The 24861-nt window shown below is 71.1% G+C and carries 21 protein-coding genes; 9 read left to right on the top strand and 12 right to left on the bottom strand.

From position 1 onward, the window contains the following. The first annotated feature begins 80 nt into the window (after positions 1 to 80). The 6 genes from CKO43_RS01730 to CKO43_RS01755 all read left to right on the top strand — a co-directional run bounded on the left by CKO43_RS01730 (position 81) and on the right by CKO43_RS01755 (position 10617). Positions 81 to 2201 (top strand): acetyl-CoA hydrolase/transferase C-terminal domain-containing protein, encoded by a 2121-nt coding sequence (locus tag CKO43_RS01730; RefSeq protein WP_200377680.1) that lies wholly within the window; start codon positions 81 to 83, stop codon positions 2199 to 2201. 58 nt (positions 2202 to 2259) lie between these two features. After that, positions 2260 to 4098 carry an ABC transporter transmembrane domain-containing protein gene (locus CKO43_RS01735; RefSeq protein WP_200377681.1) on the top strand — a complete coding sequence of 613 codons (1839 nt, stop codon included), beginning with the start codon at positions 2260 to 2262 and terminating at the stop codon, positions 4096 to 4098. A gap of 160 nt (positions 4099 to 4258) precedes the next feature. Beyond that, on the top strand, positions 4259 to 5443 hold the full coding sequence (locus CKO43_RS01740; protein WP_242477824.1) for a response regulator: 1185 nt from the start codon (positions 4259 to 4261) through the stop codon (positions 5441 to 5443). Next, complete coding sequence (locus CKO43_RS01745) at positions 5433 to 9158, top strand: PAS domain-containing hybrid sensor histidine kinase/response regulator (RefSeq protein WP_346728193.1); 3726 nt, start codon at positions 5433 to 5435, stop codon at positions 9156 to 9158. The genes CKO43_RS01740 and CKO43_RS01745 overlap by 11 nt, the downstream gene beginning before the upstream one ends. A 46-nt stretch (positions 9159 to 9204) precedes the next feature. After that, positions 9205 to 10026: a thymidylate synthase gene (locus tag CKO43_RS01750; RefSeq protein ID WP_200226773.1), complete on the top strand. Its 822-nt coding sequence runs from the start codon at positions 9205 to 9207 to the stop codon at positions 10024 to 10026. Positions 10027 to 10113: 87 nt separating this feature from the next. Beyond that, entirely contained in the window at positions 10114 to 10617 is a 504-nt protein-coding gene (locus CKO43_RS01755; protein ID WP_200377682.1) for a dihydrofolate reductase, read from the top strand. 1 nt (position 10618) lies between these two features. On the opposite strand, the gene xth is transcribed toward CKO43_RS01755, so the two are convergent. Next, a complete protein-coding gene (gene xth / locus CKO43_RS01760) occupies positions 10619 to 11395 on the bottom strand; it encodes an exodeoxyribonuclease III (RefSeq protein ID WP_200377683.1) in 777 nt (258 codons plus the stop codon). A 234-nt stretch (positions 11396 to 11629) separates the two neighbouring features. On the opposite strand from xth, the gene CKO43_RS01765 reads away from it, so the two are divergent. Beyond that, positions 11630 to 11914 carry a hypothetical protein gene (locus CKO43_RS01765; RefSeq protein ID WP_200226776.1) on the top strand — a complete coding sequence of 95 codons (285 nt, stop codon included), beginning with the start codon at positions 11630 to 11632 and terminating at the stop codon, positions 11912 to 11914. A gap of 151 nt (positions 11915 to 12065) precedes the next feature. Here CKO43_RS01765 and CKO43_RS01770 read toward each other — a convergent pair whose 3' ends face one another. From CKO43_RS01770 to CKO43_RS01810, 9 genes are all read right to left on the bottom strand, one after another. Next, a complete protein-coding gene (locus CKO43_RS01770; RefSeq protein ID WP_200377684.1) occupies positions 12066 to 13277 on the bottom strand; it encodes a trans-sulfuration enzyme family protein in 1212 nt (403 codons plus the stop codon). 70 nt (positions 13278 to 13347) lie between these two features. Beyond that, positions 13348 to 13818, bottom strand: coding sequence for a hypothetical protein (locus tag CKO43_RS01775; protein WP_200226779.1), 471 nt, complete (start codon positions 13816 to 13818; stop codon positions 13348 to 13350). A gap of 264 nt (positions 13819 to 14082) precedes the next feature. Continuing rightward, on the bottom strand, positions 14083 to 15564 hold the full coding sequence (ntrC, locus tag CKO43_RS01780) for a nitrogen regulation protein NR(I) (RefSeq protein ID WP_200377685.1): 1482 nt from the start codon (positions 15562 to 15564) through the stop codon (positions 14083 to 14085). A gap of 99 nt (positions 15565 to 15663) precedes the next feature. After that, a complete protein-coding gene (glnL, locus tag CKO43_RS01785) occupies positions 15664 to 16689 on the bottom strand; it encodes a nitrogen regulation protein NR(II) (protein ID WP_200226836.1) in 1026 nt (341 codons plus the stop codon). Positions 16690 to 16739: 50 nt separating this feature from the next. Then, a complete protein-coding gene (locus tag CKO43_RS01790) occupies positions 16740 to 17234 on the bottom strand; it encodes a hypothetical protein (protein WP_200226781.1) in 495 nt (164 codons plus the stop codon). 97 nt (positions 17235 to 17331) lie between these two features. Beyond that, the gene (gene glnA / locus CKO43_RS01795; protein ID WP_200226782.1) at positions 17332 to 18747 is read right to left on the bottom strand and encodes a type I glutamate--ammonia ligase; all 1416 of its coding nucleotides are present in this window, start codon (positions 18745 to 18747) and stop codon (positions 17332 to 17334) included. Positions 18748 to 18972: 225 nt separating this feature from the next. Continuing rightward, positions 18973 to 19767, bottom strand: coding sequence for a competence/damage-inducible protein A (locus tag CKO43_RS01800; RefSeq protein WP_200226783.1), 795 nt, complete (start codon positions 19765 to 19767; stop codon positions 18973 to 18975). Continuing rightward, positions 19764 to 20651: an EI24 domain-containing protein gene (locus CKO43_RS01805; RefSeq protein WP_200377686.1), complete on the bottom strand. Its 888-nt coding sequence runs from the start codon at positions 20649 to 20651 to the stop codon at positions 19764 to 19766. The genes CKO43_RS01800 and CKO43_RS01805 overlap by 4 nt, the downstream gene beginning before the upstream one ends. A gap of 64 nt (positions 20652 to 20715) precedes the next feature. Then, positions 20716 to 21531: a TIGR00266 family protein gene (locus tag CKO43_RS01810; RefSeq protein WP_200226786.1), complete on the bottom strand. Its 816-nt coding sequence runs from the start codon at positions 21529 to 21531 to the stop codon at positions 20716 to 20718. Positions 21532 to 21686: 155 nt separating this feature from the next. Between CKO43_RS01810 and crcB the strand changes: the two genes are divergently transcribed. Continuing rightward, positions 21687 to 22070, top strand: coding sequence for a fluoride efflux transporter CrcB (gene crcB / locus CKO43_RS01815; RefSeq protein WP_200377687.1), 384 nt, complete (start codon positions 21687 to 21689; stop codon positions 22068 to 22070). A 9-nt stretch (positions 22071 to 22079) separates the two neighbouring features. Here crcB and gshA read toward each other — a convergent pair whose 3' ends face one another. Together gshA and aroQ are read right to left on the bottom strand one after the other, a co-directional pair. Continuing rightward, positions 22080 to 23591, bottom strand: coding sequence for a glutamate--cysteine ligase (gene gshA / locus CKO43_RS01820; RefSeq protein WP_200226788.1), 1512 nt, complete (start codon positions 23589 to 23591; stop codon positions 22080 to 22082). A 121-nt stretch (positions 23592 to 23712) separates the two neighbouring features. Further along, the gene (gene aroQ / locus CKO43_RS01825) at positions 23713 to 24165 is read right to left on the bottom strand and encodes a type II 3-dehydroquinate dehydratase (protein WP_200226789.1); all 453 of its coding nucleotides are present in this window, start codon (positions 24163 to 24165) and stop codon (positions 23713 to 23715) included. A 141-nt stretch (positions 24166 to 24306) separates the two neighbouring features. Between aroQ and CKO43_RS01830 the strand changes: the two genes are divergently transcribed. Next, positions 24307 to 24828, top strand: coding sequence for a hypothetical protein (locus CKO43_RS01830; protein WP_200226791.1), 522 nt, complete (start codon positions 24307 to 24309; stop codon positions 24826 to 24828). Positions 24829 to 24861 lie beyond the last annotated feature (33 nt).

Below are 24861 nucleotides of genomic sequence, written 5' to 3' on the forward strand. Positions count from 1 at the left end.
GGGGGTGCCGCTTGCCTTGAATCAAGCGTTGCCGGCTACCCGGCGCAGATGCTGGACAACACAAGTCAACGGAGACCGACATGGCTGCCCCGAGCTTCGTCACCTCGATCGAGGCCGCGGTCGACCGCGTGCTGGACAGCGTTCCCGGCGACATCGTGCTCGGCATCCCGCTGGGCGTCGGCAAGCCGAATGCCTTCGTCAACGCGCTGTACCGGCGCTTCCGTGCCGACCCCTCGCGCCGGCTGCGCATCGTCACCGCGCTGTCGCTGCACAAACCCGTTGGCAAGACCGACATCGAACGCCATTTCCTGGAGCCGCTGGTGCGGCGCGTGTTCGAGGATTACCCCGACCTGGACTACGTCATCGACCTGCGGGCCGGCCGGCTGCCGCCCAACGTCGAGGTGCACGAGTTCTTCATGAAGACCGGCGACTACCTGGGCAACGCCGCCGCGCAGCAGAACTACATCTCGACCAACTACACCTTCGTCGCGCGCGACATGGCGGTGCAGGGCATGAACGTCGTCGCGCAGGCGGTGGCGGCACGCGGCGAGGGCCGGGCGCTGCGGCTGTCGCTGTCGTCGAATCCCGACGTCAGCGCCGAGATCATCGAGCGTGTGCACGCCAGCGGCCGCCGGGTGATGACGGTGGCGGTGGTCAACGAGCGCATGCCGTTCATGCCCAACGGCGCCGAGGTCGAGCCCGGGCTCTTCGACCTCGTCGTCACCGACCCGGCGGGCACGCACGCGGTTTTCGCGCCGCCGAACAACAAGGTCTCGTTCGCCGACTACGCGATCGGGCTGCATGCCAGCAGCTTCGTCGTCGACGGCGGCACGCTGCAGATCGGCATCGGCTCGCTCGGCGACGCGATCGCGCAGGCGCTGATCGTGCGCGACCGCCACGGCAGCGAGTACCGCCGCATCCTCGAGTCGCTGGCGCACGGCGACCTGACGGGGCGCGAGACCGGGCGTTTCGACACCGGCCTGTACGGCTGCTCGGAGATGTTCGTCAACGGCTTCCTGAAGCTGATCGAAGCCGGCATCGTGCGCCGCGAGGTGTTCGCCGACGCGACGCTGCAGCGCCTGCTCAACGAAGGCCGGATCGCCGACACCGCGGTGACGCCGCAGACGCTGCGGGCCCTGCTCGACGCCGGCCGCGTGCGCGCGCCGCTGGACGCCGCCGACCTCGCGTTCCTGCAGCGTTTCGGCGTGCTGCGCGCCGATGTGCGGCTCGACGGCGGCCAGCTCGTCGCCGAGCGCGCCCGCTGCAGTGCCGACCTGCGCGACGAACGCGCGCTGGCCACCGTCTGCGAGACCATGCTCGGCACGCGCCTGGCCGGCGGCGTCTTCATGCACGGCGGCTTCTTCCTGGGCCCGCGCGACTTCTACCAGCGCCTGCGCACGATGCCGCCGCAGGAGCTGGCGAAGATCGACATGACGCGCATCGACTTCATCAACCAGCTCTACGGTGACGACGAGCTGAAGCGCCAGCAGCGCCGCAAGGCGCGCTTCATGAACACGACGATGGTCGTGACCCTGCTCGGCGCCGCGGCCAGCGACGCGCTCGACAACGGCCAGGTGGTCAGCGGCGTCGGCGGCCAGTACAACTTCGTCGCGATGTCGCACGCGCTGCCCGACGCGCGCCTGGTGATGATGCTGCGCGCGACGCACGACGGCCACGCCGGCCTCACCAGCAGCATCGTCTGGAACTACGGCAACGTGACGATCCCGCGCCACCTGCGCGACATCGTCGTCACCGAATACGGCGTCGCCGACCTGCGCGGCCAGGCCGACGGCGAGGTCGTCAAGCGCCTGATCGCGGTCGCCGACTCGCGCTTCCAGGACGAACTGGTGCACCAGGCCCAGGCGCACGGCAAGCTGGCGGCCGACTACCGTGTGCCCGAGCACCGGCGCCGCAACCTGCCGCAGGCGCTCGAGGACCGGCTGCAGCCCTGGGCCAGCGCCGGGCTGCTGCCCGAGTTCCCGTTCGGCACCGACCTGAGCGAGGACGAGATCCGCATCGTGCGCGCGCTGAAGAAGCTGCAGCACGCGAGCCAGCACCCGGCCGAGCTGCTGCAGATGACGGTGCGCAGCCTGTGGGACGGGCGCGAGGCGCCGCGCCCCTACCTGGAGCGCCTGGGGCTGGCCGAGGCCCGCAGCCTGCGCGACCTGCTCGTGCGCCGGCTGTTCGCCAACAATCTCTGAAAGCCGCGCCCGACCCGCGGCCAGCGCCGGTCATCGGCGCTGCCTACACTGCGCGGCGATGCCCCCCTCGACCGCCTCCACCGCCCCGCTGCCGCCCGCCGGCCGTGCCGCCGCCGAACCGCCGCCCGCCAAACGCGTGCGTTCGCTCTCCGGCCTGCTGCCTTTCGTGCGCCCCTACCGCGGCCGGGTCGCGCTGGCGGCGCTGTTCCTGGTGCTGGCGGCCGCGAGCACGCTCGTGTTCCCGGTGGCGCTGAAGTCGCTGATCGACCAGGGCCTGGTGGCCACCGACCCGGGCACACGCGTGATGGCGCTGCGCGGGCATTTCCTGGCGCTGTTCGCGGTCGGCGCCGCGCTCGGGCTGTTTTCGGCGCTGCGCTTCTACATGGTCTCCTGGCTCGGCGAGCGCATCACCGCCGACCTGCGCAACGCCGTCTACGCCCACGTCGTGCGCCAGAGCCCGCAGTTCTTCGAGACCACCCAGACCGGCGAGGTGCTGAGCCGTCTGACGACCGACACCACGCTGGTGCAGACGGTGGTCGGCTCCAGCCTCAGCCTGGGCCTGCGCAACGCGGTGATGGGCATGGGCGCGCTCGCGGCGCTGGTCGTCACCAACCCGTGGGTGATGACGCAGGTGCTGGGCATCCTGGTGCTGGTGGTGCTGCCGTCGATGTACTTCGGCCGGCGCGTGCGCAAGCTCAGCCGCGCCAGCCAGGACCGCGTCGCCGACTCCAGCGCCATCGCCGCCGAGGTGCTGAACTCGATTCCGGTGGTGCAGGGCTACGTGCAGGAGGCGCGCGAGTCGGCACGTTTCGACGCCGCCACCGAGAGCGCCTTCGACACCGCACGCCGGCGCACGCGGGTGCGCGCGCTGCTCGTCGGCTTCATGATCAGCGCCACCTTCGGCGCGCTGATCTGGGGCCTGTACCAGGGCACGCAGGCGGTGATCGAAGGCCGCATCAGTGCCGGCCACCTGGGGCAGACGGTGGTCTTCGTCATCATCTTCGTCGGCGCGGTGGCGGTGCTGTCCGAGGTCTGGGGCGACCTGCTGCGCGCCGCCGGCGCGACCGAGCGCCTGATGGAGCTGCTGGCGGCACAGTCGCCGGTGGCCGACCCGGCGCGGCCGGTGGCGCTGCCGCCGGCGCGCGGCGGCTCGGCGGTGCGGCTTCAAGACGTGAGCTTCTGCTACCCGTCGCGCCCAGGCCAGCCGTCGCTGGCGGAGTTCTCGCTCGAGGTCAGGCCAGGCGAGACCGTGGCCCTGGTCGGCCCCAGCGGCGCCGGCAAGAGCACGGTGCTGCAGCTGCTGCTGCGCTTCTTCGACGTGCAGCAGGGCAGCGTCAGCGTCGACGGCGTCGACGTGCGCGACGCCGCGCTGGCGGACCTGCGCGCGCGCATCGGCATCGTGCCGCAGGACAGCACGATCTTCTCGACCACGGCGCTGGAGAACATCCGCTACGGCCGCCCCGACGCCGGCGAAGCCGAGGTCGTGGCCGCCGCGCGTGCGGCACACGCACACGAGTTCATCGAGCGCCTGCCCGAGGGTTACGCCAGTTTCCTGGGCGAACGCGGCGTGCGCCTGTCGGGCGGCCAGCGCCAGCGCATCGCGATCGCACGCGCGATGCTGAAGAACCCGCCGCTGCTGCTGCTCGACGAAGCGACGAGCGCACTCGACGCCGAGAGCGAACGCATGGTGCAGGCGGCGCTGGAGACGGCGATGGCCGGGCGCACGACGGTCGTCATCGCCCACCGTCTGGCGACGGTGCTGCGCGCCACGCGCATCGTCGTGATGGACGGCGGGCGCATCGTCGACGTCGGCACCCACCACGAACTGGTGGCACGCGGCGGGCTGTACGCGCGGCTGGCGGCGATGCAGTTCGAACTCGAGCCGGTAGCCCCCTGAAGCACCGGCAACGCCCGGTTGCGGCGTACGCCGGCCGAAGGAAGAATCGGTAAACCGCCGCAAACGCAAGACTATTGTCGCGACCGGGCATCGTCGGTCAGGACTAAGCTGCGCCAGTGCCACGGGCCGCCAGCGCCGCCCGTCCTTCGCCCATCAAAGGATGCCCGACTTGTCCGCTACGCCTGCCTTGCCGATGGGTTCGACGACGATCCTGATCGTCGACGACGAGCCGGCCAACCTGAAGATCCTGGCCGCCACGCTGGGCGAGGAGGGCTACCGCGTGATCGCCGCCACCGACGGCCCGACCGCGCTGCGCCTGGCCGAGCGTGCGCCGGTGCCGGCGCTGATCCTGCTGGACCTGATGATGCCCGGCATGGACGGCTGGGAGGTGCTGCGGCACCTGCGCGAGAACCCGGTCACGGAACACATCCCGGTCGTGATGGTCACCGCGCTCAGCGACGAGAAGGACGAACGCGGCGGCTTCGAGGCCGGCGCGTCCGACTACATCACCAAGCCCTTCCGCGACCCGATCCTGCGCGCCCGCGTGCGCACCCAGCTCGAGGCCGCCGGCATGCGCGCGATGCTGCGCCACGACCTGGCGCGCGAGAAGCAGCTGCGCGACCTCGAAGGCGACCTGATGCAGACGGTCGTGATCCGCTCCCTCGCCCACCTGGCCGAGACGCGCGACCCCGAGACCGGCAACCACATCCTGCGCACCCAGAAGTACGTGCGCACGCTCGCCGAGGACCTGCGCCAGCACGGCTGGGAGATGAGCGACGACTACGTGCGGCTGCTGGAGCGCTCGGCGCCGCTGCACGACATCGGCAAGGTCGCGATCCACGACAGCATCCTGCGCAAGCCCGGGCCGCTGACGCCCGAGGAGTGGGTCAAGATGAAGACCCACGCGCCCGAAGGCGCCAAGGCGATCGAACGCGCCGAAGCCGACGTCTACAAGGAAGCCAGCGAGCGCTGGCGCGAGACCGAGCTCGACGACAAGACGCGCAACCTGCTCGACTGCCTGGGCATCGCCAAGGAGATCGCGATGCGCCACCACGAACGCTGGGACGGCAGCGGCTATCCCGACGGCCTGGCCGGCGAGCAGATCCCGCGCTCGGGGCGGCTGATGGCGCTGGCCGACGTCTTCGACGCGTTGATCAACAAGCGCTGCTACAAACAGGCCTGGAGCCACGAGGCGGCACGCGACGAGATCCTCAAGGGCCGCGGCAGCCACTTCGACCCCGAGGTCGTCGCCGCCTTCGAGCGCTGCTACGACGAGTTCTGCCGCATCGCGCAGACCTTCGCCGACGGCCCGACGGACGACGAGGCGGAGGATCGTGCCGCCTGAGATCGTGGTCGCGGACAGCGGCAGCGACGGCCCGCCCGGGCCCAGACCCGACGGCACCGCGCTGCGTGTGGCGCTGGCCTACGCGGCGCTGGCCTCGCTCTGGATCCTGCTGTCCGACCGCTGGGTCGAGGGCATGCTGCAGGACCCGGCGATGCGCGTGCTCGCGAGCATCGCCAAGGGCTGGGGCTTCGTCGCCGTCACGACGCTGCTGCTCTACCTGCTGGTGCGCCGGCTGGCGCCCGGCGGGCGCCTGCTGCCGGGCACGGCGGCCGACCGCACGCGCGTGGCGCTCGTCGCCGCGACCATCGCCGCACTGACCGCCGCCGGCGTCGCGCTCGCGCTGCACCAGCAGCGCCTGGCGGCCGAACTGACGCTGCGCTCGATCGCCGATCTGCGCGCCACGCAGGCCGCGGCCTGGGCGGCGGCGCGGCTGGCCGACGGCGCGCGCGTGCACGAGATGGACGGCACCCGGCTCAGGCAGCGGCTGGCGGCGCTGCGCGCCGAACGCGGCTACGAGTCGGCCTCGCTGCTGGACGCGCAGCAGCGTGTCGTCTGGAGCACCGGCCCCGTGCCCGACCCGCCCCAGGACCCGCTGCGCAACGCCGCCGGCGGCTCGCGCCTGCTCGGGCCGCAGCTCGACGCCAACGGCGTCGCCCACCTGGACCTGCTGGTGCCACTGGCGCCGGGCCAGGCACCGGCGGGCGGCTACGCGCTGCTGCGCCTGGCCGGCACCGACCTGCCGCCGCTGAACCTCGGCGTGACGGGCGCCTTTGATGCCGGCCTGGCGACGGTGCTGCTGCGCCGCGAAGGCGGCGACCCGCTGTATTTCGGCACTGCCGCCGGCAGCGGTTTCGCCGTCTGGCGCCGGCCGGCCGATGCCGGCGCGATCGTCGCCGCATCGGCTCGCGACGCAGGCCCGATCGAAGGCAGCGACGAACGCGGCCGCCCGGCGCTGGGCGTCGTGCAGCCGGTCGCCGGCACGCCCTGGTGGCTGCTGACCCGCATCGATCACGGCGCGCTGGAACACCAGCGCTGGCAGGCCGCCTCGGGCGTGCTGCTGGCCGGGGTGCTCACCGGTCTGGGCGCGGCCGGCCTGATGGCGCTGCGGCGCCAGCGCCAGGCGATCGACCGTCACGAAACCGAACGCCGCCGCCAGACCGCGCGCCTGGAAGCGGTGGCGCTGTTCGAGGCGATTGCCGACAGCTCGCCGGACATCATCGTCGCCAAGGACCTGCAGGGGCGCTACCTGCTGTTCAACCACAGCGCCGAACAGCTGGCCGGCAAGTCGCGCGACGAGGTGCTGGGGCGCGACGATACGGCGCTGTTCCCGCCCGAGGTCGCCGAACGCCTGCGCACCGACGATCGCAACGCCCTGTCCGGCTGCATCGAGGTCGAGGCCAGGCTGCCGACCGCCACCGGCACGCGCGAGATGACGGTGACCAAGGGCCCGCTGCGCGACCGCAGCGGCGAGATCATCGGCGTCTTCGGCATGTCGCGCGACATCAGCGAGCTGAAGAAGGAGCGCGCGCGGCTGGCCGAGACCAGCCGTATCGCACGCATCGGCGGCTGGAGCTACGACGCCGAGGGCCGCCGCATCGGCTGGACCGACGAACTGCGGCACCTGGCCGAGATCGACGGCGACATCGAGCCCGATCTGGAGCACGCGCTCGCCTTCTTCGGCCCCGAGGCGCAGCGCCTGCTGGAAGCGTCGCTGGCCGAGACACGCGAACACGGCACGCCCTTCGACCTCGAACTGCCGCTGCAGACCGCACGCGGCCGCCAGCGCTGGGTGCGGCTGGTCGGCCAGACCGAGTTCGACGGCACGCTGGTGCGCCGCGCCCACGGCTTCGTGCAGGACGTCACCGAGGCCAAGACGCTGCGCCTGGAGCTCGAGCGCCACCGCGCCGACCTCGAGCGTCAGGTGCGCGAGCGCACCGCCGACCTCGAACTCGCGCGTGCGCGCGCAGAGGCCGGCGTGCGCACCAAGGACGCCTTCATCCGCATCATCAGCCACGAGCTGCGCACGCCGCTGCACCAGATCCTGCACCTGGCACCGCGGCTGCGGCGCGCGGTCGACGCGCCCGACGAAACCTTCCTCGACGCCGCCGACCGGCTGGCCGAGATCCTGGAGGACGTGCTGACGCTGTCCGAGCTGGAGGCCGGCGGCATCGTGCCGCGCGCCGACGACTTCGAACTCGGCGCGCTGCTGCACCAGGTGCGCGAGCAGGTCGAGGCCGACGCGACGAAGAAGCACCTGGTGCTCACCGTCGACGCCGGCGCCGTGCCGCTGTGGCTGCGCGGCGACGCCGCGATGCTCGGGCGTGCGCTCGGCAACTACGCGCGCAACGCGGTCAAGTTCACGGCCGCCGGCAGCGTGCACATCGCCGCGCGCCGCATCGCCGAACACGCCGACGGGCTGACGCTGGTGCTCGAGGTGCGAGACACCGGCCCGGGCATCGATCCGGCGCTCAAGCCGCGGCTGTTCGGCGCCTTCGAACCCGGCGACGTGTCGATGACGCGGCGCCACGGCGGCGCCGGCCTCGGGCTGGCGCTGACGCGCCGCCTGGCCGAGCTGATGCAGGGACAGGTCGGCGTCGACAGCCGGCCCGGCCAGGGCAGCCGCTTCTGGCTGCGCCTGCGCCTGGCGCGCGGCCGCGACGCGGCGGCACGGCCGCAGGGGCCGCTGCCGGCTGAAGCCGTGCTGCGCGCGCGCCACGGCGGCGAGCGTGTGCTCGTCGTCGACGACGAGCCGGTGAACCGCGAATGCACCCAGGCGATGCTCGCCGCCGTCGGGCTGCGCACGCTGCTGGCCGAGAACGGGCGCGAGGGGGTCGAGCGTGCGCTCGCCGAGCCGCCGTCGCTGGTGCTGCTGGACCTGCAGATGCCCGAACTCGACGGCCTGGGCGCGGCGCGCGAGCTGCGGCGCCAGGGCGCGACGATGCCCATCCTCGCGATGACGGCGTCGATCGGCGAGGACACGCTGCGCGAATGCCTGGCCGCCGGCATGGAGCAGTGCGTGCAGAAGCCGATCGAGCCGCGCGAGCTCTACGCGACGCTGCTGCGCTGGCTGAAGCCGCCGGCCGCCGCGGCGGCGGCGCTGCTGCCGGGAGCGGCACCGGAGCCGGCCGACACCACGGCCATGCCCGAATTGCCGGGTGTCGACGGCCCCGACGCGCTCGAGCGCTCGGGCGGCAGCGCCGCGCGCGCGCTGTCGCTGCTGCGCCTGTTCGTGCGCAGCCACCAGGACGATCCGCCGCGGCTGGAAAGCCTGTGCGCCGAGGGCCGCTGGGCCGAACTGCGCCAGAGCGCGCACGCGCTGCGCGGCGCCGCGGGCAACGTCGGCGCGCGCGAGGTGCATCTGGCGGCCGCGCAGCTCGAACGCCAGATCGCCGAGCAGGCGCCCGTGGCCGCACGCCAGGACGCGGCGGGCCTGCTCGTCGCGGCGCTGGGCGTGCTGGTCGACGGCGTTCTGGCGCTGCCCGCCGAAGCCCAGGCCGCGCTCGCCCCGGGACGCCCGGTCGGCGACACCGCGGCCGCCGTCGCCGGCCTGGCGCTGCTGCTGGCCTCGGGCGATACCGCCAGTTCCGCCTTCATCGCCGAACATGGCCCCGAGTTGCGCCATTCGCTCGGGGCCGAGTTCGAGCCGCTGGTCGAACTCGTCGAGAGCTTCCGCTTCGACGAGGCGGCCTCGCTGCTGGCACGCCACGCGACCTGATCCCCGCACCGCTGGCGGCCGCGGCCGGCCGCGGATAATCCGCCCCATGACCGCCACGACCCCGCGCCCGGTGCGCTCGCAATACGAGGATTTCATGCGCCACGTCCACACGACGGGCGTCGAGAAGCGCGACCGCACCGGCACCGGCACGCGCAGCGTGTTCGGCCACCAGATGCGTTTCGACCTGGCCGAAGGCTTCCCGCTGGTGACGACGAAGAAGGTGCACCTGAAAAGCATCGTGCACGAACTGCTGTGGTTCCTGCGCGGCGACGGCAACGCGCGCTGGCTGCAGGAACGCGGCGTGACGATCTGGGACGAGTGGGCGCGCGAGGACGGCGACCTGGGCCCGGTCTACGGCGTGCAGTGGCGCAGCTGGCCGACGCCCGAGGGCGGCACGATCGACCAGATCGCCGAGGCCGTGCGGCTGCTCAAGACCGACCCCGACTCGCGCCGCATCGTCGTCAGCGCCTGGAACGTCGCCGAGCTGCCGAAGATGGCGCTGATGCCCTGCCACGCCTTCTTCCAGTTCTATGTCGCCGACGGCAGGCTCAGCTGCCAGCTCTACCAGCGCAGCGCCGACATCTTCCTCGGCGTGCCCTTCAACATCGCCAGCTACGCGCTGCTGACGATGATGATGGCGCAGCAGTGCGAGCTGGCGCTGGGCGACTTCATCTGGACCGGTGGCGACTGCCACCTCTACAACAACCACCACGAGCAGGTGGAGCTGCAGCTCTCGCGCACGCCCTTCCCCTACCCGACGATGGAGATCCGCCGCCGCCCGGCGTCGATCTTCGACTACGAGTACGAGGACTTCGTGCTGCACGACTACCAGCACCACCCCGCCATCAAAGCCCCGGTCGCGGTCTGACGTGGCCCCCCCCCGCAGCGCCTGCGGCGCGCGCTTGACGCGCCGTGACGGCTCGGCAGTCCGTTGATTTCTCGCCAAGTTGATGACATGACAGAACTGGTTCTGATCGCCGCCGTCGCGCGCAACGGCGTCATCGGCCGCGGCGGCGTGATGCCCTGGCATATGCCCGAGGATCTGGCGCACTTCCGCCGCACGACGCAGGGCCTGCCGGTGCTGATGGGCCGGCGCACCTGGGAGTCCTTGCCCGAGCGTTTTCGCCCGCTGCCCGGGCGGCGCAACATCGTCGTCACGCGCCAGGCCGGCTGGGCCGCGCCCGGTGCCGAGGTCGCGGCCTCGCCCGACGCGGCGCTGGCCCTGGTGGCCGACGCGCCGCGCGCCTGCATCATCGGCGGCGGCGAGCTCTATGCAACGCTGCTGCCGCGTGTCGACGAGCTTGTGCTGACCGAGATCGATGCCGACTTCGACGGCGACACGCGGCTGCCGGCGACGCTGCGCGACGGCTTCGCCGAGGTCGCGCGCGAATCGCACCGGGCGGCGGCGCCGAACGACTTCGGCTACGCCTTCGTCAGCTACCGGCGCCGCAGCGCCTGAATCAGCCGAGTTCGACCCAGACCGGAGCGTGGTCGCTGGGTTTTTCGCGCCCGCGGATGAAGCGGTCGACCTCGGCGGCTTTCAGCCGCGCCGCCGCCGGCGCGTTCAGCAGCAGGTGGTCGATGCGCAGCCCGGCGTTGCGCTCCCAGCGCTGGCGGAAGTAGTCCCAGTAGGTGTAGATCGCCGCGTCGCCGTGCAGCGCGGCGAGCGCGTCGGTGAAGCCCAGCCCCAGCAGGCGCGCGAAGGCCTCGCGCGACTCGGGCTGCAGCAGCGCGTCGTTCTGCCAGCCTTTGGTCGAATAGATGTCGCGCAGCGCGTCGGTCGGCACGACGTTGTAGTCGCCGGCCAGCACCACCGGAGCGTCCAGGTCCACGAGCGTCGTCGCGTGCTCGTACAGCCGCTCCATCCACTTCAGCTTGTAGTCGAACTTCGGGCCCGGCTGCGGGTTGCCGTTGGGCAGGTAGAGCGCGCCGACGATCACGTCGCCGACCTGGGCCTCGAGGTAGCGGCTGTGGCTGTCGTCGGGGTCGCCGGGCAGGCCGCGGCGACGCTCCAGCGGCTGCGTGCCGCGCGCCAGCACCGCGACGCCGTTGAAGCCCTTCTGGCCGTGCCAGATCGCACCGTAGCCGGCGTCGGCGAGCGCCTGCACCGGGAAGGTCTCGTCGGAGGTCTTCAGTTCCTGCAGGCAGGCGACGTCGGGCGCCGACTCGGCCAGCCATTCGAGCAGCCGCGGCAGGCGCGCCGTGATGCCGTTGACATTGAACGTGGCGATCTTCATGCGGGCGATCGTAGCGAGTCCGGCGCGGGCGCGCCGGCGCAAGCGGGCAAGGCCCGCACCCACGCCCCTCCCCCGCTGTTGACCCCTTGCAGCGCAGCCGTCAGCGCCTACGGTATTGGAAACGAATGAACGAACGAACGACCGAGACGCGTAATCGACACCCCGTTCCTCCGTGGTGACGGTAAGGCCGCCATGGCACCGCGGAGCCTTCTGATTGCGGCCTGGGAGTCGATCATGTCCAACGAAACCGTGAGCGTGGGCCAATGGTCCGAATACAACTTCGAGTTGAGCCCTGCCGACCGGAAGATCTTCGAGGCCGCCCTGCACGGCCTCACCGGCGTGCGCTACACCCCGGTGGCCAAGGCCACGCAGGTGGTGGCCGGCACCAACTACAGCTTCCTGAGCAGGGCGGTGACGGCGACGGCGACGCCGCAGGAGTTCGCCGCCAAGGTGCGCATCTTCCAGCCGCTGCACGACGGCCAGCCGTACCTGAGGGAGATCTCGCGCCTCGAACCCTGACGCCGAAGGCCCGGTGAAGGGCCGCGCCGCTGCCGGGGAAACCGGCAGCGGCGGCTTCCTGAACGCGCAGCCGCGCCGCGCCAACCATTCGGTGCTGCCGAGGTGGCCGCTTTCGGGCACCAAGGCGACGAGCAAGCACCTGGCGACAGGCTCAGGCGTCGAGCACGCGCGCCAGGTCGGCGATCAGATCCTCCGGGTCTTCGAGGCCGACCGAGAAGCGGAACAGGCCGTCACCGGCGTAGGCGTCCCAGGACGCACGCTGCGCCGGCGTGTCGAGCTGGAACGAGGTGCGCAGCAGGTCGGCGCTGGCGAGGTAGAAGAGCAGCGAGCGGTGGTGGCCCAGCGACACCGCGTAGTGGATGACACGCAGCTGCTCGGCGCAGCGCCGCGCCAGCGCGGCACCGTCTGCGACGCGGAAGGTCACCATGCCGGAGGCGTTGCGCATCTGGCGCTGCGCCAGTTCGTACTGCGGGTGCGACGGCAGGCCGGGGTAGATGACGCGTTCGACGCGCGGATGCGCTTCGAGGTACTTCGCGAGCGCCAGCGCGTTGTCGGCGTGGGCGCGCATGCGCAGCGGGAAGGTCGCCAGCCCGCGCAGGATCAGCCAAGCGTTGAACGGGCTCAGCACGCCGCCGAAGCGGATCGCCGTGCGCTGGCGCAGCGCGGCCATCGCGTCGGCTCGGCCCAGCACCGCGCCGCCGAGCGCATCGCCGTGGCCGCCCAGGTACTTGGTCAGCGAGTGCACGACGAAGTCGGCACCGAGCGAAAGCGGCCGCGTCGCCAGCGGCGTCGCGAAAGTGGAGTCGACGGCCAGCAGCGCGCCGCCGGCGTGGGCGATGTCGGCCACCGCAGCGATGTCGGTCAGCCGCAGCAGCGGGTTGCAGGGCGTCTCGGCGTAGACCAGGCGCGTGTTCGGCCGCATCGCCGCGGCGACCTGGGCGAGGTCGGAGGTGTCCACGCGCGTGATCGTTATGCCCAGCGAGGGCAGGATTTCGCGCGCCATCTCCGAGGCCGCAGCGTAGGTGACGTCGCTGACGACGGCGTGGTCGCCGGCCTTCAGCAGGTGCATGAACAGGCTGCTGACCGCGGCCATGCCGCTGCCGAAGGCGACCGCGGCCCCGGCGCCTTCGAGCGCGGCGAGCTTGGTCTCGAGCTGGTGCACGGTCGGGTTGCCCCAGCGCGTGTAGATCCACTTCGTCTCGTCGTCCATGTCCTCGACCGAGAAACCGGCGTCGGCGCCGGTGACGAAGGTCGTCGACATGACGATGTTGGGCGCCGAGGCGCCAGTGGCGGGGTCGGGGGTCTCGCCGGCGTGGATGGCCAGGGTCTGCAGGCCGACGGGGAAGTCGAGGGGATGCGACATGGAAGCGGCAGATCGGTACGGCAACGGCCTCATTGTGCTCGCGGCGGTCTCCCGGGCCGGGCGGAGGCGGTCAGCGTTGGCCGCGTTCGTCGGCTGTAGGCCTTCGCGCCCGATGCCGGGCCGAGATCGACTTCACCAGGGTGCTGAGCGGCGGAGCCATGTCCAGCGCGTCCAGCGCACGCGCCTTCGCCGCGGCGATCAGCGCCTGCACGCCGGGTTCGTACAGCCGCGCCAGCGGCTTCAGGCGCAGGCTGCGGATCGCGACGCCGGCGCCTTCGAGCAGGTGCTCCGGGTCCTCGAGGGCGCGGCCGTCGGCGAAGAACAGCGTCACCCAGCCGGGATAAGCGGCCAGTGACAGCACCGCGCCCGACGAGCGCTCGCTCGAGCCGAAGGCGAAGACCAGCGCGTTGTAGTTGTCGTAGACCAGCTCGAACCCGTGCGGGAAGTGGCCGGCGAGGTGCGAACGCGCCTCGCGCAGCTGGGCCGCGATCTCGGGGCTGTACTTGTCGAGGAAGGACTCGATCTCGGCGCTCTGGCTCACGGGCAGCACCCTAGGGCATACGGCCCGTCTCGCCAAGAGGGTACGGCTCTCGCAGTTGAAATCGTGCTCGGGCCTGAATGGGCGAAGCAGGCCTGACGGCCTCGTACGTCCGGGCTCAGCTATTGCGCGTGGAATCGCGCAATAGCCTGAAATGAGGCGTAGCAGGCCTTCCGGCCTGCTACGTCCTCATTCAGCCCGCGCGCGTGCAATCGCGCTCGGGCCTGAGCCAGGCGTGCAAGGCCTACCGGCCTCGCACGTCCGGGCTCAGTCCTCCAGCCCGAGTTCCTGGATCTTGCGCGTGATCGTGTTGCGGCCTATGCCCAGCTTCTGCGCCGCCTCGATTCGGCGCCCGCGCGTCAGTTCGAGCGCGGTGTGGATCAGCCGGCCTTCGAACTGGCGCGTCAGCGCGTCCCAGACATCGGGCTCGCCGGACTCGAGCCGGCGGCGCGCGTCGCGCTCCAGGTCGGCCAGCCAGCTCGGCGGCGGCGCGGCCTCGGGCACGGCGGCCGGCAGGGGCATCGTCGGCAAGGCCGCCGCCAGCGAGGCCGGCACGTCCGCGGTGACGGTGTAGTTGGCGCTCGGCCGCAGCTCGGGTGCGGCCAGCAGTTCCGGCGGCAGGTCCTTGGGTTCGACCACCTGCGCCGGCGCCATCACCGTCAGCCAGTGGCAGACGTTCTCGAGCTGGCGCACGTTGCCGGGGAAGTCGAAACCCTGCAGCCGCGCGACCGCGGCGTCGGTGATGCGCTTGGCTTCGACACCCAGTTCACGCGCGCTCTTCTGCAGGAAGAAGCGCGTGAGCATCGGGATGTCCTCGCGGCGCTCGCGCAGCGCCGGCAGGCGCAGCCGGATGACGTTCAGGCGGTGGTACAGGTCTTCGCGGAAAACGCCATCCTTGACGCGCTGCTCGAGGTTCTGGTGCGTCGCGGCGATCACGCGCACATTGGTCTTCAGCGGCTGGTGGCCGCCGACGCGGTAGAACTGGCCGTCCGACAGCACACGCAACAGCCGCGTCTGCAGGTCGAACGGCATGTCGCCGATCTCGTCGAGGAACAGCGTACCGCCGTCGGCCTGCTCGAAGCGGCCGCGGCGCATGGTCTGCGCGCCGGTGAAGGCGCCGCGCTCGTGGCCGAAGAGTTCGCTCTCCAGCAGGTCCTTCGGGATCGCCGCGGTGTTGATCGCGACGAACGGGCCCTGGCCGCGCGGGCTGTGCTTGTGCAGCGCACGCGCGACCAGCTCCTTGCCCGAGCCGCTCTCGCCGGTGATCATCACCGTGACGTTGCTCTGGCTGAGACGGCCGATGGCGCGGAACACGTCCTGCATCGCCGGCGCCTGGCCCAGCATCTCGGGCACGGCTTTGTCGACGATCTCGCGGACCTCGTCGCGCAGGCTCTCGTCGACGGCGCGGCGGATCAGCTCGACCGCCTTGTTCAGGTCGAAGGGCTTGGGCAGGTACTCGAAGGCGCCGCCCTGGAAGGCCGACACGGCGCTGTCCAGGTCGGAGTAGGCGGTCATGATGATGACCGGCAGCGCGGGCAGCCGCGCCTTCACCTTGGCCAGCAGGTCTATGCCCGAACCGCCGGGCATGCGGATGTCGCTGACGAGCACCTGGGGCTCGTCGTCATCCAACGCCGCAAGCACGTCGCGTGCGCCGGAGAAGCTGCGCACGGCGAACTGCTCGCGTACCAACGCCTTCTCCAGCACGAAGCGGATCGACTGGTCGTCGTCGACGATCCAAATAGGCTTCATCGGCCCCCCCGAAGTGCGTTCGGACCGGCGAAGCCGGTTCCGCGGTGGCCGCTGGGCGGCGTGGACTGCGTGAGACGGGCGAGGATCATTCGGTCGGATTCAGGGCAGAGGAATCAGCAGCTTGAAGACGGTCCGGCCCGGCACGCTGTCGCATTCGATCGTGCCCTGATGCTGCTGCACGAATGTCTGCGCCAGCGTGAGCCCGAGGCCGGAGCCGTTTTCGCGCCCTGACACCAGCGGGTGGAAGATGCGATCGCGGATGGCTTCGGGCACGCCCGGCCCGTTGTCCTGGATATGCAATTCGAGTGCCAGCCGAAAGCGCTTGCGCCCGAAGGTGACCTGGCGCGCGACACGCGTGCGCAGCACGATCTCGGCGTCGCCGGCAGCGATGCGTTCGGTCAGTGCCTGGGTCGCGTTGTGGGCGATGTTCAGCACCGCCTGGATCAGCTGCTCGCGGTCGCCGCGGAATTCGGGGATCGAGGTGTCGTAGTCGCGCTCGACGGTCAGCCCGCGCGGGAACTCGGCCTGAACCAGCGAACGCACGCGTTCGCAGATCTCGTGGATGTTGACGTCGCCGACGACGTGCGGCCGGCGGTGCGGCGCCAGCAGCCGGTCCACCAGCGCCTGCAGCCGGTCGGCCTCGTGGATGATGACCTGGGTGTACTCGGTCAGCTCGCGCGACTGCACGTCCATCGCCAGCAGCTGCGCCGCACCGCGGATGCCGCCCAGCGGGTTCTTGATCTCGTGCGCCAGGTTGCGCACCAGTTCCTTGTTCGCCTGCGCCAGGCCGTGGGCGCGCTCCTCGCGGTCCAGCCGGGTCTGCTGCTCGACCTCGATCAGCTCGATCAGCACACGCTCGGCGTGGTCCATCTGGCTGACGATGACGTGCACCGGCAGGTCGGCGGCCGGCCCGAACGAGGCCGGACGCTTCAGCGTGGCGTCGAAGCGGCCGCAGGCGACCTCGCCCTGGACCACGATCTCGAGCGTTTCGCGCAGCCGCGCCGGCTCGACCAGCCAGTCGAAGACACTGCCGCGGCGCAGCGTGCGCCGCGACTGGCCGATCAGGTTCTCGAGCGTCGAATTGGCGAACAGGCAGCGGCCGTCGGGGGCGCAGATGCCGACCATCGTCGCCAGGTAGTCGAAGGCGTCGAAACCTTGCAGTGCTTCGGCCTCGATCACGGTGCCACCTTCGCCAGTTCGCGCCGGATCGCCGCGACGTCATCTGCCTTGCGCTCGATCTGCGCCTTCAGCCCGGCGACGCGGTCCAGGTACTTCTGGTAGTTGCGTTCGTCGCCGCGGCGTTCGGGCTGGCCCTCGTTGAATTCCTTGCGTAGCTCGGCCAGGCGCTGTTCCTCGCGCTGCAGTTCGTCCTGCAGGATGCGGCGGGCGTCGTTGTCGCGCGCGCGCTGCTCGGACGGGTCGACGCGGCTGTCCGACGGGCGCGAAGCCGTCGCCGGCGCGGCAGGCGCCGGGCGGCGCGTCTGCACGATGGTGATCGGGGCGCCGTCTATCGTGCGGCAGCCTTTTTCCTTGGCCTGCTGCGCGGTCAGCATGTTGGTGTAGCTCTCCGGGTTGCCCGGACAGCGGTAGACGGGAGCGCCATCGGCCTGCGCGAACGCGGCACTCGACAGCAGCAGCATCGCAAGGCCGGCGCCGGGCCGACGGGACATGGGTATTACCTCCGTGAGAGGGATTGTCTCGCGCCCAAAGCAAGAAGGGACGGCAAGCCGTCCCTTCTTCAGTCCGAGGCGCGAACGCCGACCGACTTTAGAGGCTGTAGTACATCTCGAACTCGAGCGGATGGGTCGTCATGCGGAAGCGCGTGACTTCCTGCATCTTCAGCTCGATGTAGGCGTCCAGGTACGAATCGGTGAACACGCCGCCCTTGGTCAGGAAGGCGCGGTCCTTGTCGAGGTACTCGAGGGCCTGGTCCAGGCTGTGGCAGACGGTCGGGATCTTCGCGTCTTCTTCCGGCGGCAGGTGGTACAGATCCTTGGTGGCGGCTTCGCCCGGGTGGATCTTGTTCTCGACGCCGTCCAGGCCCGCCATCAGCAGGGCCGAGAAGCCCAGGTACGGGTTCATCAGCGGGTCCGGGAACCGCGACTCGATGCGGCGGCCCTTCGGGTTGCTGACGAACGGGATGCGGATCGAGGCCGAGCGGTTGCGCGCCGAGTAGGCCAGCTTGACCGGGGCTTCGAAGCCCGGGACCAGGCGCTTGTAGCTGTTGGTGCCGGGGTTCGTGATCGCGTTCAGCGCACGGGCGTGCTTGATGATGCCGCCGATGTAGTACAGCGCGAACTCGGACAGGCCACCGTAGCCGTCGCCGGCGAACAGGTTCTTGCCATCCTTCCAGACCGACTGGTGCACGTGCATGCCGGAGCCGTTGTCGCCGACGACGGGCTTGGGCATGAAGGTCGCGGTCTTGCCGTAGGCGTGCGCGACGTTGTGGATCACGTACTTCTGCAGTTGCAGCCAGTCGGCGCGCTGCACCAGCGTGCTGAACTTGGTGCCGATCTCGTTCTGGCCCTGGCCCGCGACCTCGTGGTGGTGCACTTCGACCGGGATGCCCAGCGATTCGAGGATCAGGCACATCTCCGAGCGCATGTCCTGGAAGCTGTCGACCGGCGGCACCGGGAAGTAGCCGCCCTTGACGCCCGGACGGTGGCCCATGTTGCCGCCCTCGATCTCCTTCGAGGCCGACCACGGCGCTTCTTCCGAGCTGATCTTCACGTGGCTGCCGTCCATGCCGACGTGCCAGTGGACCTGGTCGAAGATGAAGAACTCGGGCTCCGGACCGAAGAAGGCCGTGTCGCCCAGGCCGCTGCTCTTCAGATAGGCCTCGGCACGCTTGGCCAGCGAGCGCGGGTCACGCTCGTAGGGCTTGCCGTCGCCCGGCTCGAGCACGTCGCAGCTGAGGATCAGCGTCGGCTCTTCGTAGAACGGGTCGATGTTGGCGGTGGTCGGGTCCGGCATCAGCAGCATGTCGGACGCTTCGATGCCCTTCCAGCCGGCGATCGAGGAGCCGTCGAAGGCATGACCGGAGGTGAACTTGTCTTCGTCGAAAGCGGAAACGGGCACCGAGACGTGCTGTTCCTTGCCGCGGGTGTCGGTGAAGCGGAAGTCGACGAACTTGACTTCGTTCTCCTTCACCAGCTTCATCACGTCGGCAACGGTCTTTGCCATTCAGATCTCCTAGCGGGGGCTCGTGGGAAAGGGTTGGTCTGATCGGGGCAACCCCTCGGTATAAACCCCGAAAGGCGCGCACCAATGTAGCAGAAGGTGTGCCAATGGCCAGGGAGCCGGAGCAGCCGTGATGCACAACGCCGACGGCCCGCTACGCTGCTGCCGCGCAGCATCTTTCCAGCTTGGTGCGGGCAACAGCACCAGCTCGGTGCATGCGCCGGTGCATCAACGCACCAGTTCGTCGCCCAGCCGGCCACCGAGCGCGGCCGCGCCGTCGCGCAGTGCGACGAACGCGGCGTCGACCATCTCGCCCCGGCCTTTGACGCCGAGTTCGATGTGGCGCCCGAGTTGCGGGTGGTCGACGCTGGGCAGGCTGAAGACCTTGATCGGCGCGAAGCGCGCCTCGATCTCCTCCATCAACGGCGTCAGCGTCGATTCCATAGACCCGAAGACGAGCACCGAGCGTTCACGCGGCGCCGCATCCTGGTGCAGGTGGGCGTAGCGGCCATCGAGCACCGACTCGACCATGGGCCAGGCCATCACCGGGAAGCCGGGCACGAAGTGCACGTCGCCGACCGAAAAGCCCGGGATCTTGTTGTACGGGTTCGGGATGATGGCCGCGCCGGCCGGGAACACGCCCATGTGCAGCCGGCGTGCGTTGTCGGGTCTGTCGGGTTCGTAGGCCACACCCTGTTCGGCCGAGGTCTCGCGGATGCGCTCGAGGATCAGCTCGCGCGCCTGCGGGTGCAGCGCCAGCGGCACGCCGAGCGCGTCAGCCGCGGCCTGGCGTGTGTGGTCGTCGGGCGTGGCGCCGATGCCGCCGAAGGAGAACACGATGTCGCGGCTGGCGAAGGCGTGCGCCAGCGCCTCGGAAATGCGCGCGCGCTCGTCGCCGACGTAGCGCGCCCAGGCGAGCGTGAGGCCGCGCGCGGCGAGCAGCTCGATCAGCTTGGCCAGGTGCTGGTCGCGGCGTTTTCCCGACAGGATCTCGTCGCCGATGATGATGGTGCCGATGTTCATGGCGGTGGCAGCGGGTCGAGGGTGACGGGAGGAGGAGGAGGAGGAGGCGGCGACGGCTCGGCCGGCAGCGGTTGGGCCGGCGCCGCGCCGGTTTCGCGCCGCAGCCGGTCGAGCGCGTCGAGCGCGAAATGCGCGAACCAGGCCGACGCGAAGGCGAAGACCAGCGTGTACAGCCAGACCGAGGCGACGATCAGCACCGGCGCCAGGATCAGCGTCGCCGCGCTCACCGCCCACAGCAGCGTCGGTGCCGCGCCCAGGTAGCCGCAGACCACGCCCATCGCCATCAGCGGCCAGCGCTGCTCGGCGAGGATGCGGCGGCGCTCGTCGGCGTCAGCATGGGCGGCAAGCACGTCGAAGGCGTAGACGCGGTAGGTCAGCCAACCCCAGATCAGCGGCGGCAGCAGCAGCGCCAGCGGCGGCACGAACCACAGCGGGATGCTCGCCACCAGCGCCAGCAGCGCCACCAGCGTGCACCACAGCGACCAGGCCAGGCCCTGCCACCAGCGCCCGCCGCGGCGCCGCTCGAGCAGCGGGAAGCGGCGCCCGGCGACGAGGTCGACGACCGCCGGCGTGACCAGCAGCGCGACCAGCAGCAGCGTCGCGACGATCAGCACCGGCACCGCGAGCGCGACGACGACCAGCGGCGCCAGCAGCGCGTGCAGGCCGTCGGCGCCGATCGAATCGAGCCAGCGCAGCGCCATAGCCACCAGCGCCCACTGCTCCATCGTCGCGCGCACCGCGGCGACGCCGCTTTCCCAGAACATCCAGCCGGCGAGGCCGGCCGCGCCACCGGCCACCAGCAGCGGCAGCAGCGACCAGAGGATGACGCGCGGATGCAGGCAGTACGCCGCCGCGCGCCAGAAGGCGTCGAGCAGCCGCGTCATGCCGCCGGGACCGGCGTGCGCCGGCTGGCAGGCGTGCGGAAGAGACGGCGCGGCTGCACGGTGCTCACTCGTCGTCGCCGCCGAAGATGCCGCCCAGCAGGCCGCCGGCAGCCACCATCGGCAGCACCGAGCCTTCTTCGCGCGAGCCGCCGCGCTGCGGGGCGGCGGCGAAGATGCGCGAGGCCAGGCGCGAGAACGGCAGGCTCTGCAGCCAGACCTGGCCCGGGCCGGTCATCTTGGCCAGGAACAGGCCCTCGCCGCCGAAGAGCGCGGTCTTGATCTTGCCGACGTACTGGATCTCGAAGTCGACGCTGGGCGTGTAGGCGACGACGCAGCCGGTGTCCACGAGCAGCGTCTGCCCGGCCTGCAGCTCGCGCCGCACGACGGTGCCGCCGGCGTGCACGAAGGCCAGGCCGTCGCCGTCCAGGCGCTGCATGATGAAGCCTTCGCCGCCGAAGAAGCCGGTGGACAGCTTCTGCTGCAGCGCGATGCCCAGCGAGACGCCGCGCGCGGCGCAGAGGAAGGCGTCCTTCTGGCAGATCAGCGTGCCGCCCATCTTCGACAGGTCCATCGGCAGGATCTTGCCCGGGTAGGGCGCAGCGAACGCGACGCGCTGCTTGCCCGCGGCCTGGTTGGTGTAGACCGTCGTGAACAGCGACTCGCCGGTGACCAGGCGCTTGCCCGCCGACAGCAGCTTGCCGAACAGGCCGCCACCGGCGTTCTGGCGGCCGTCGCCGAACACCGTGTCCATCGTGATGCCGGGGTCCATGAACATCATGCTGCCGGCCTCGCCGACGGCGGCTTCGCCGGGGTCGAGCTCGACCTCGACGAACTGCATCTCCGAGCCCTTGATCTCGTAGTCGACGACGTCCATCGCCATGGTGCAAACCTCCTCGGGGGAATATCGGGTTGTGATCGGCGGCGATGGTACAGAACGGGCCGCGACGCCGCCTTGACCGGCTGCCGCCGCGATAATCCCGGCGCCATGCCCCTGCCCTGTCCGCCAAGCCCGCCGCCGCCGCGGCGCACCTGCCGATGATCGGCTCGGTGTTCGCGATCGCCTTCGGCGCCGCGCTCGGCGCGCTGATGCGCTGGCTGCTCGGCCTCGCACTCAACGGCCTGTTCCCGACGCTGCCGCCGGGCACGCTGGCGGCCAACCTGATCGGCGGCTACCTGATCGGCGTCGCGATGGCGCTGTTCGCGCACCAGGTCGATCTGCCGCCGGAATGGCGGCTGTTCGCCGTCACCGGCTTCCTGGGTGGCCTCACGACCTTCTCGACCTTCTCGGCCGAGGTCGTCACGCTGCTGCAGCAGGGCCGGCTGGCCTGGGCCGCGGCGACCATCGGCGTGCACGTCGGCGGCTCGGTGCTGATGACGATCGCCGGCATCGCCAGCTACGAGGCGCTGCGCCGCGGCTGACGGCGCGTTTCAGCGCGCCAGCGTCAGGCGCTCGGGCGAGAGGTAGTCGACGCGGTAGGCCTCGAAGGACATCGTGTCGGCGGCCTCGATGCGGCGCTGCTGGTCCAGCGAGGCCCGCGCCTCGGCGCGCATCTCGGCCTCGGTCTCCGCAGGAAACGGCAGCGCGCGCAGCGCGCCCTTGGTCTGTTCGGCCTGCGCGAGCACGAAGTCGCAGAACGAACCGCCGAAATCGGACTTCACCGCCGCCAGCACACGCGCCGAGGGTGTCGTCTGCAGCCAGCGCAGGCGCTCGTCGGCCTGGGCGACGGCGCGTGCATAGGCGTCGCCGCCCAGCACCGCGTCGACTTCACGCGCCAGCGGCAGGCAGCCGGCGACGACTTCGGCCGCCCAGTCGGCGGCGGCGACCGAACGCCCGCCGCGCTCCAGCCTCAGCCCCGGCTCGCGGCCGCAGGTCGCGACCTGCAGCAGGTTGTGCGAGAGCTCGGCCAGTTCGGCCGGCGTGTCCGGCGGGCTGGCGCTCGTCAGACAGTGCAGCAGGAAGACGTCGAGAAAACGCATCGTCGACGCCGCGATGCCCAGCGGCTCGAAGGGGTCGAGGTCCATGCAGCGCACTTCGACGTACTCGACGCCGCGCGCACGCAGCGCGTGCAGCGGGCGCTCGCCCGGCAGGATGGTGCGCTTGGGGCGCACGGTGCCGTAGAACTCGTTTTCGATCTGCAGCAGCGTGGTCGCGAGCTGGTTGTATTCGCCGCCGGGGTTGCGCACGCCGACCGCCTCGTAAGGCGGATAGGGCCGCGTCAGCGCCTCGTGCAGCGAGGCGGCGTAGCTCTCCAGGCTGTTGAAGCTGGCCGAGATGGTGGCCTGGGCCTCGCTCTGGTAACCCAGCCGGCCCATGCGCAGCGAAGTCGCGTGCGGCAGGTGCAGCGAGCCCGGCCCCAGCGGCTGCAGGCCGTGTTCGCGCCCTTCGACGAAACACGCGCCCAGCGCCGGCGAGGCGCCGAACAGCAGCAGCAGCAGGAAGGAATGGCGGCGGAAGTTGCGGATCAGCGCGAAATAGTCTTCGTCGCCCAGACCGGGCAGCGACCAGTTGTAGTGGATGCCCGAAATCGTCTGCATGCGCCGGCCGTAGCGGTGGCCCAGGCCCATGCGGTAGACGCTCTTGGCGCGGCCGACGTTGGAAGAGCCGTAGCGGCCGATCGGGATGTTCTCGTCGGCCGGCAGCCGGCACGGCATGCTCGCCACCCAGAGCACGTCGTCGCCGAGCTCGCGGTAGACGAACTGGTGCACGCGCCGCAGTTCCTCCAGGCAATCCTCGACGCCGGTGTGGGCAGCGGTGATCAGCTCGAGCTGCGACTCGCTGAAGTCGGTCGTGATGTGCGGATGCGTCAGCGCCGAACCCAGCGCTTGCGGGTGCGGCGTCATCGCCAGCGCGCCGTGGCGATCCGCGCGCAGGCTTTCCTTCTCGATGCCACGGCGCATGCCACGCAGGCGCTCGGGCGTCAGGGAAATCGGTCGGGGCATCGGCTGTCCAGTGTTCTGTCGGGGTGGGATTGTCGGCCAAGGGTTTGATCCCTGCTGGCCGCGGGAAAGCCGGCCGCCGCCCGCGGCGACCGGCCCGGGCGCTGCACGCGCGAGCCCGGTTTCAGCCGCGGCGCTGTCGCACCAGGCCTTCGATCGCGAGGCGGTAGCCGTCGACGCCGAAGCCGACGACGATGCCCGCGGCCGCAGCCGAGACGTAGCTGTGGTGGCGGAAGGCCTCGCGCGCGTGCACGTTCGAGATGTGGACTTCGATCACAGGCACTTCGGCGCCCTTGATCGCGTCGAACAGCGCCACCGAGCTGTGGCTGTAGGCGGCGGGGTTGAAGACCACGCCCAGCAGCGTGCCCGCCTTCACCGCACGCCCGGCTTCGTGCAGCGCGTCGATCAGCACGCCTTCGTGGTTGCTCTGGCGGCACTCGACCTCGACGCCCAGGCGTGCGCCGGCGTCGCGGCAGAGTTGTTCGAGGTCGGCCAGCGTGGTGCTGCCGTAGACCGCCGGCTCGCGCTGGCCGAGCAGGTTCAGGTTCGGGCCGTTGAGGACGAGGATCTTGGACATGGGCGCTCCGCGGATGGCGGCGATCATCGCGCAACGTGGATGGCGCCGCCGTGACACGGTCCGGGGATTGCCGGCCGTCTCGGGGGGCGCGATGCTAACCGTTCCCGCCACCCCGGCCCGATCCTTGCCTCAAAGCGCCGCGTGACCGCCGCCTCCACCCCGAAACCCGCTGCCGAGCTGCCCTGCGTGCTCGACCTCGAGGCCTCGGGCTTCGGCCGCAGCAGCTACCCGATCGAAGTCGGCTACGTGCTGCCCGACGGCCGCGCGCGCTGCACGCTGATCCGCCCGGCCGCCGCCTGGACCCACTGGGACGACAGCGCCGAAGGCGTGCACGGCATCGCCCGCGAGACGCTGGAGCGCTGCGGCCGGCCGGCGGCCGAGGTCGCGGCCATGCTCAACGGCGACCTCGCCGGCCGCACCGTCTACTGCGACGGCTGGGCCCACGACTACGCCTGGCTGGGCGCGCTGTTCGAGGAGGCCGGCATGCGGCCGCACTTCCGCCTCGAGACCGTGGCGCGGCTGCTCGACGAGGCGGCACTGTCGCGCCTGGGCGAGGCGCGCCGCGGCGCACTCGGCGAGCTCGGCCTGGCGCGCCACCGCGCCAGCAGCGACGCACGCGCGCTGCAGATCGCGCTCGGCCGGCTCGGCGCCGGCAGCGCCTGAGCGCGGGCCCGGGTCGGCGCCGCGGTGCTAAGG

The sequence above is a fragment of the Rubrivivax gelatinosus genome (assembly GCF_016583785.1).
Taxonomy (GTDB): Bacteria; Pseudomonadota; Gammaproteobacteria; order Burkholderiales; family Burkholderiaceae_C; genus Rubrivivax; species Rubrivivax gelatinosus_B.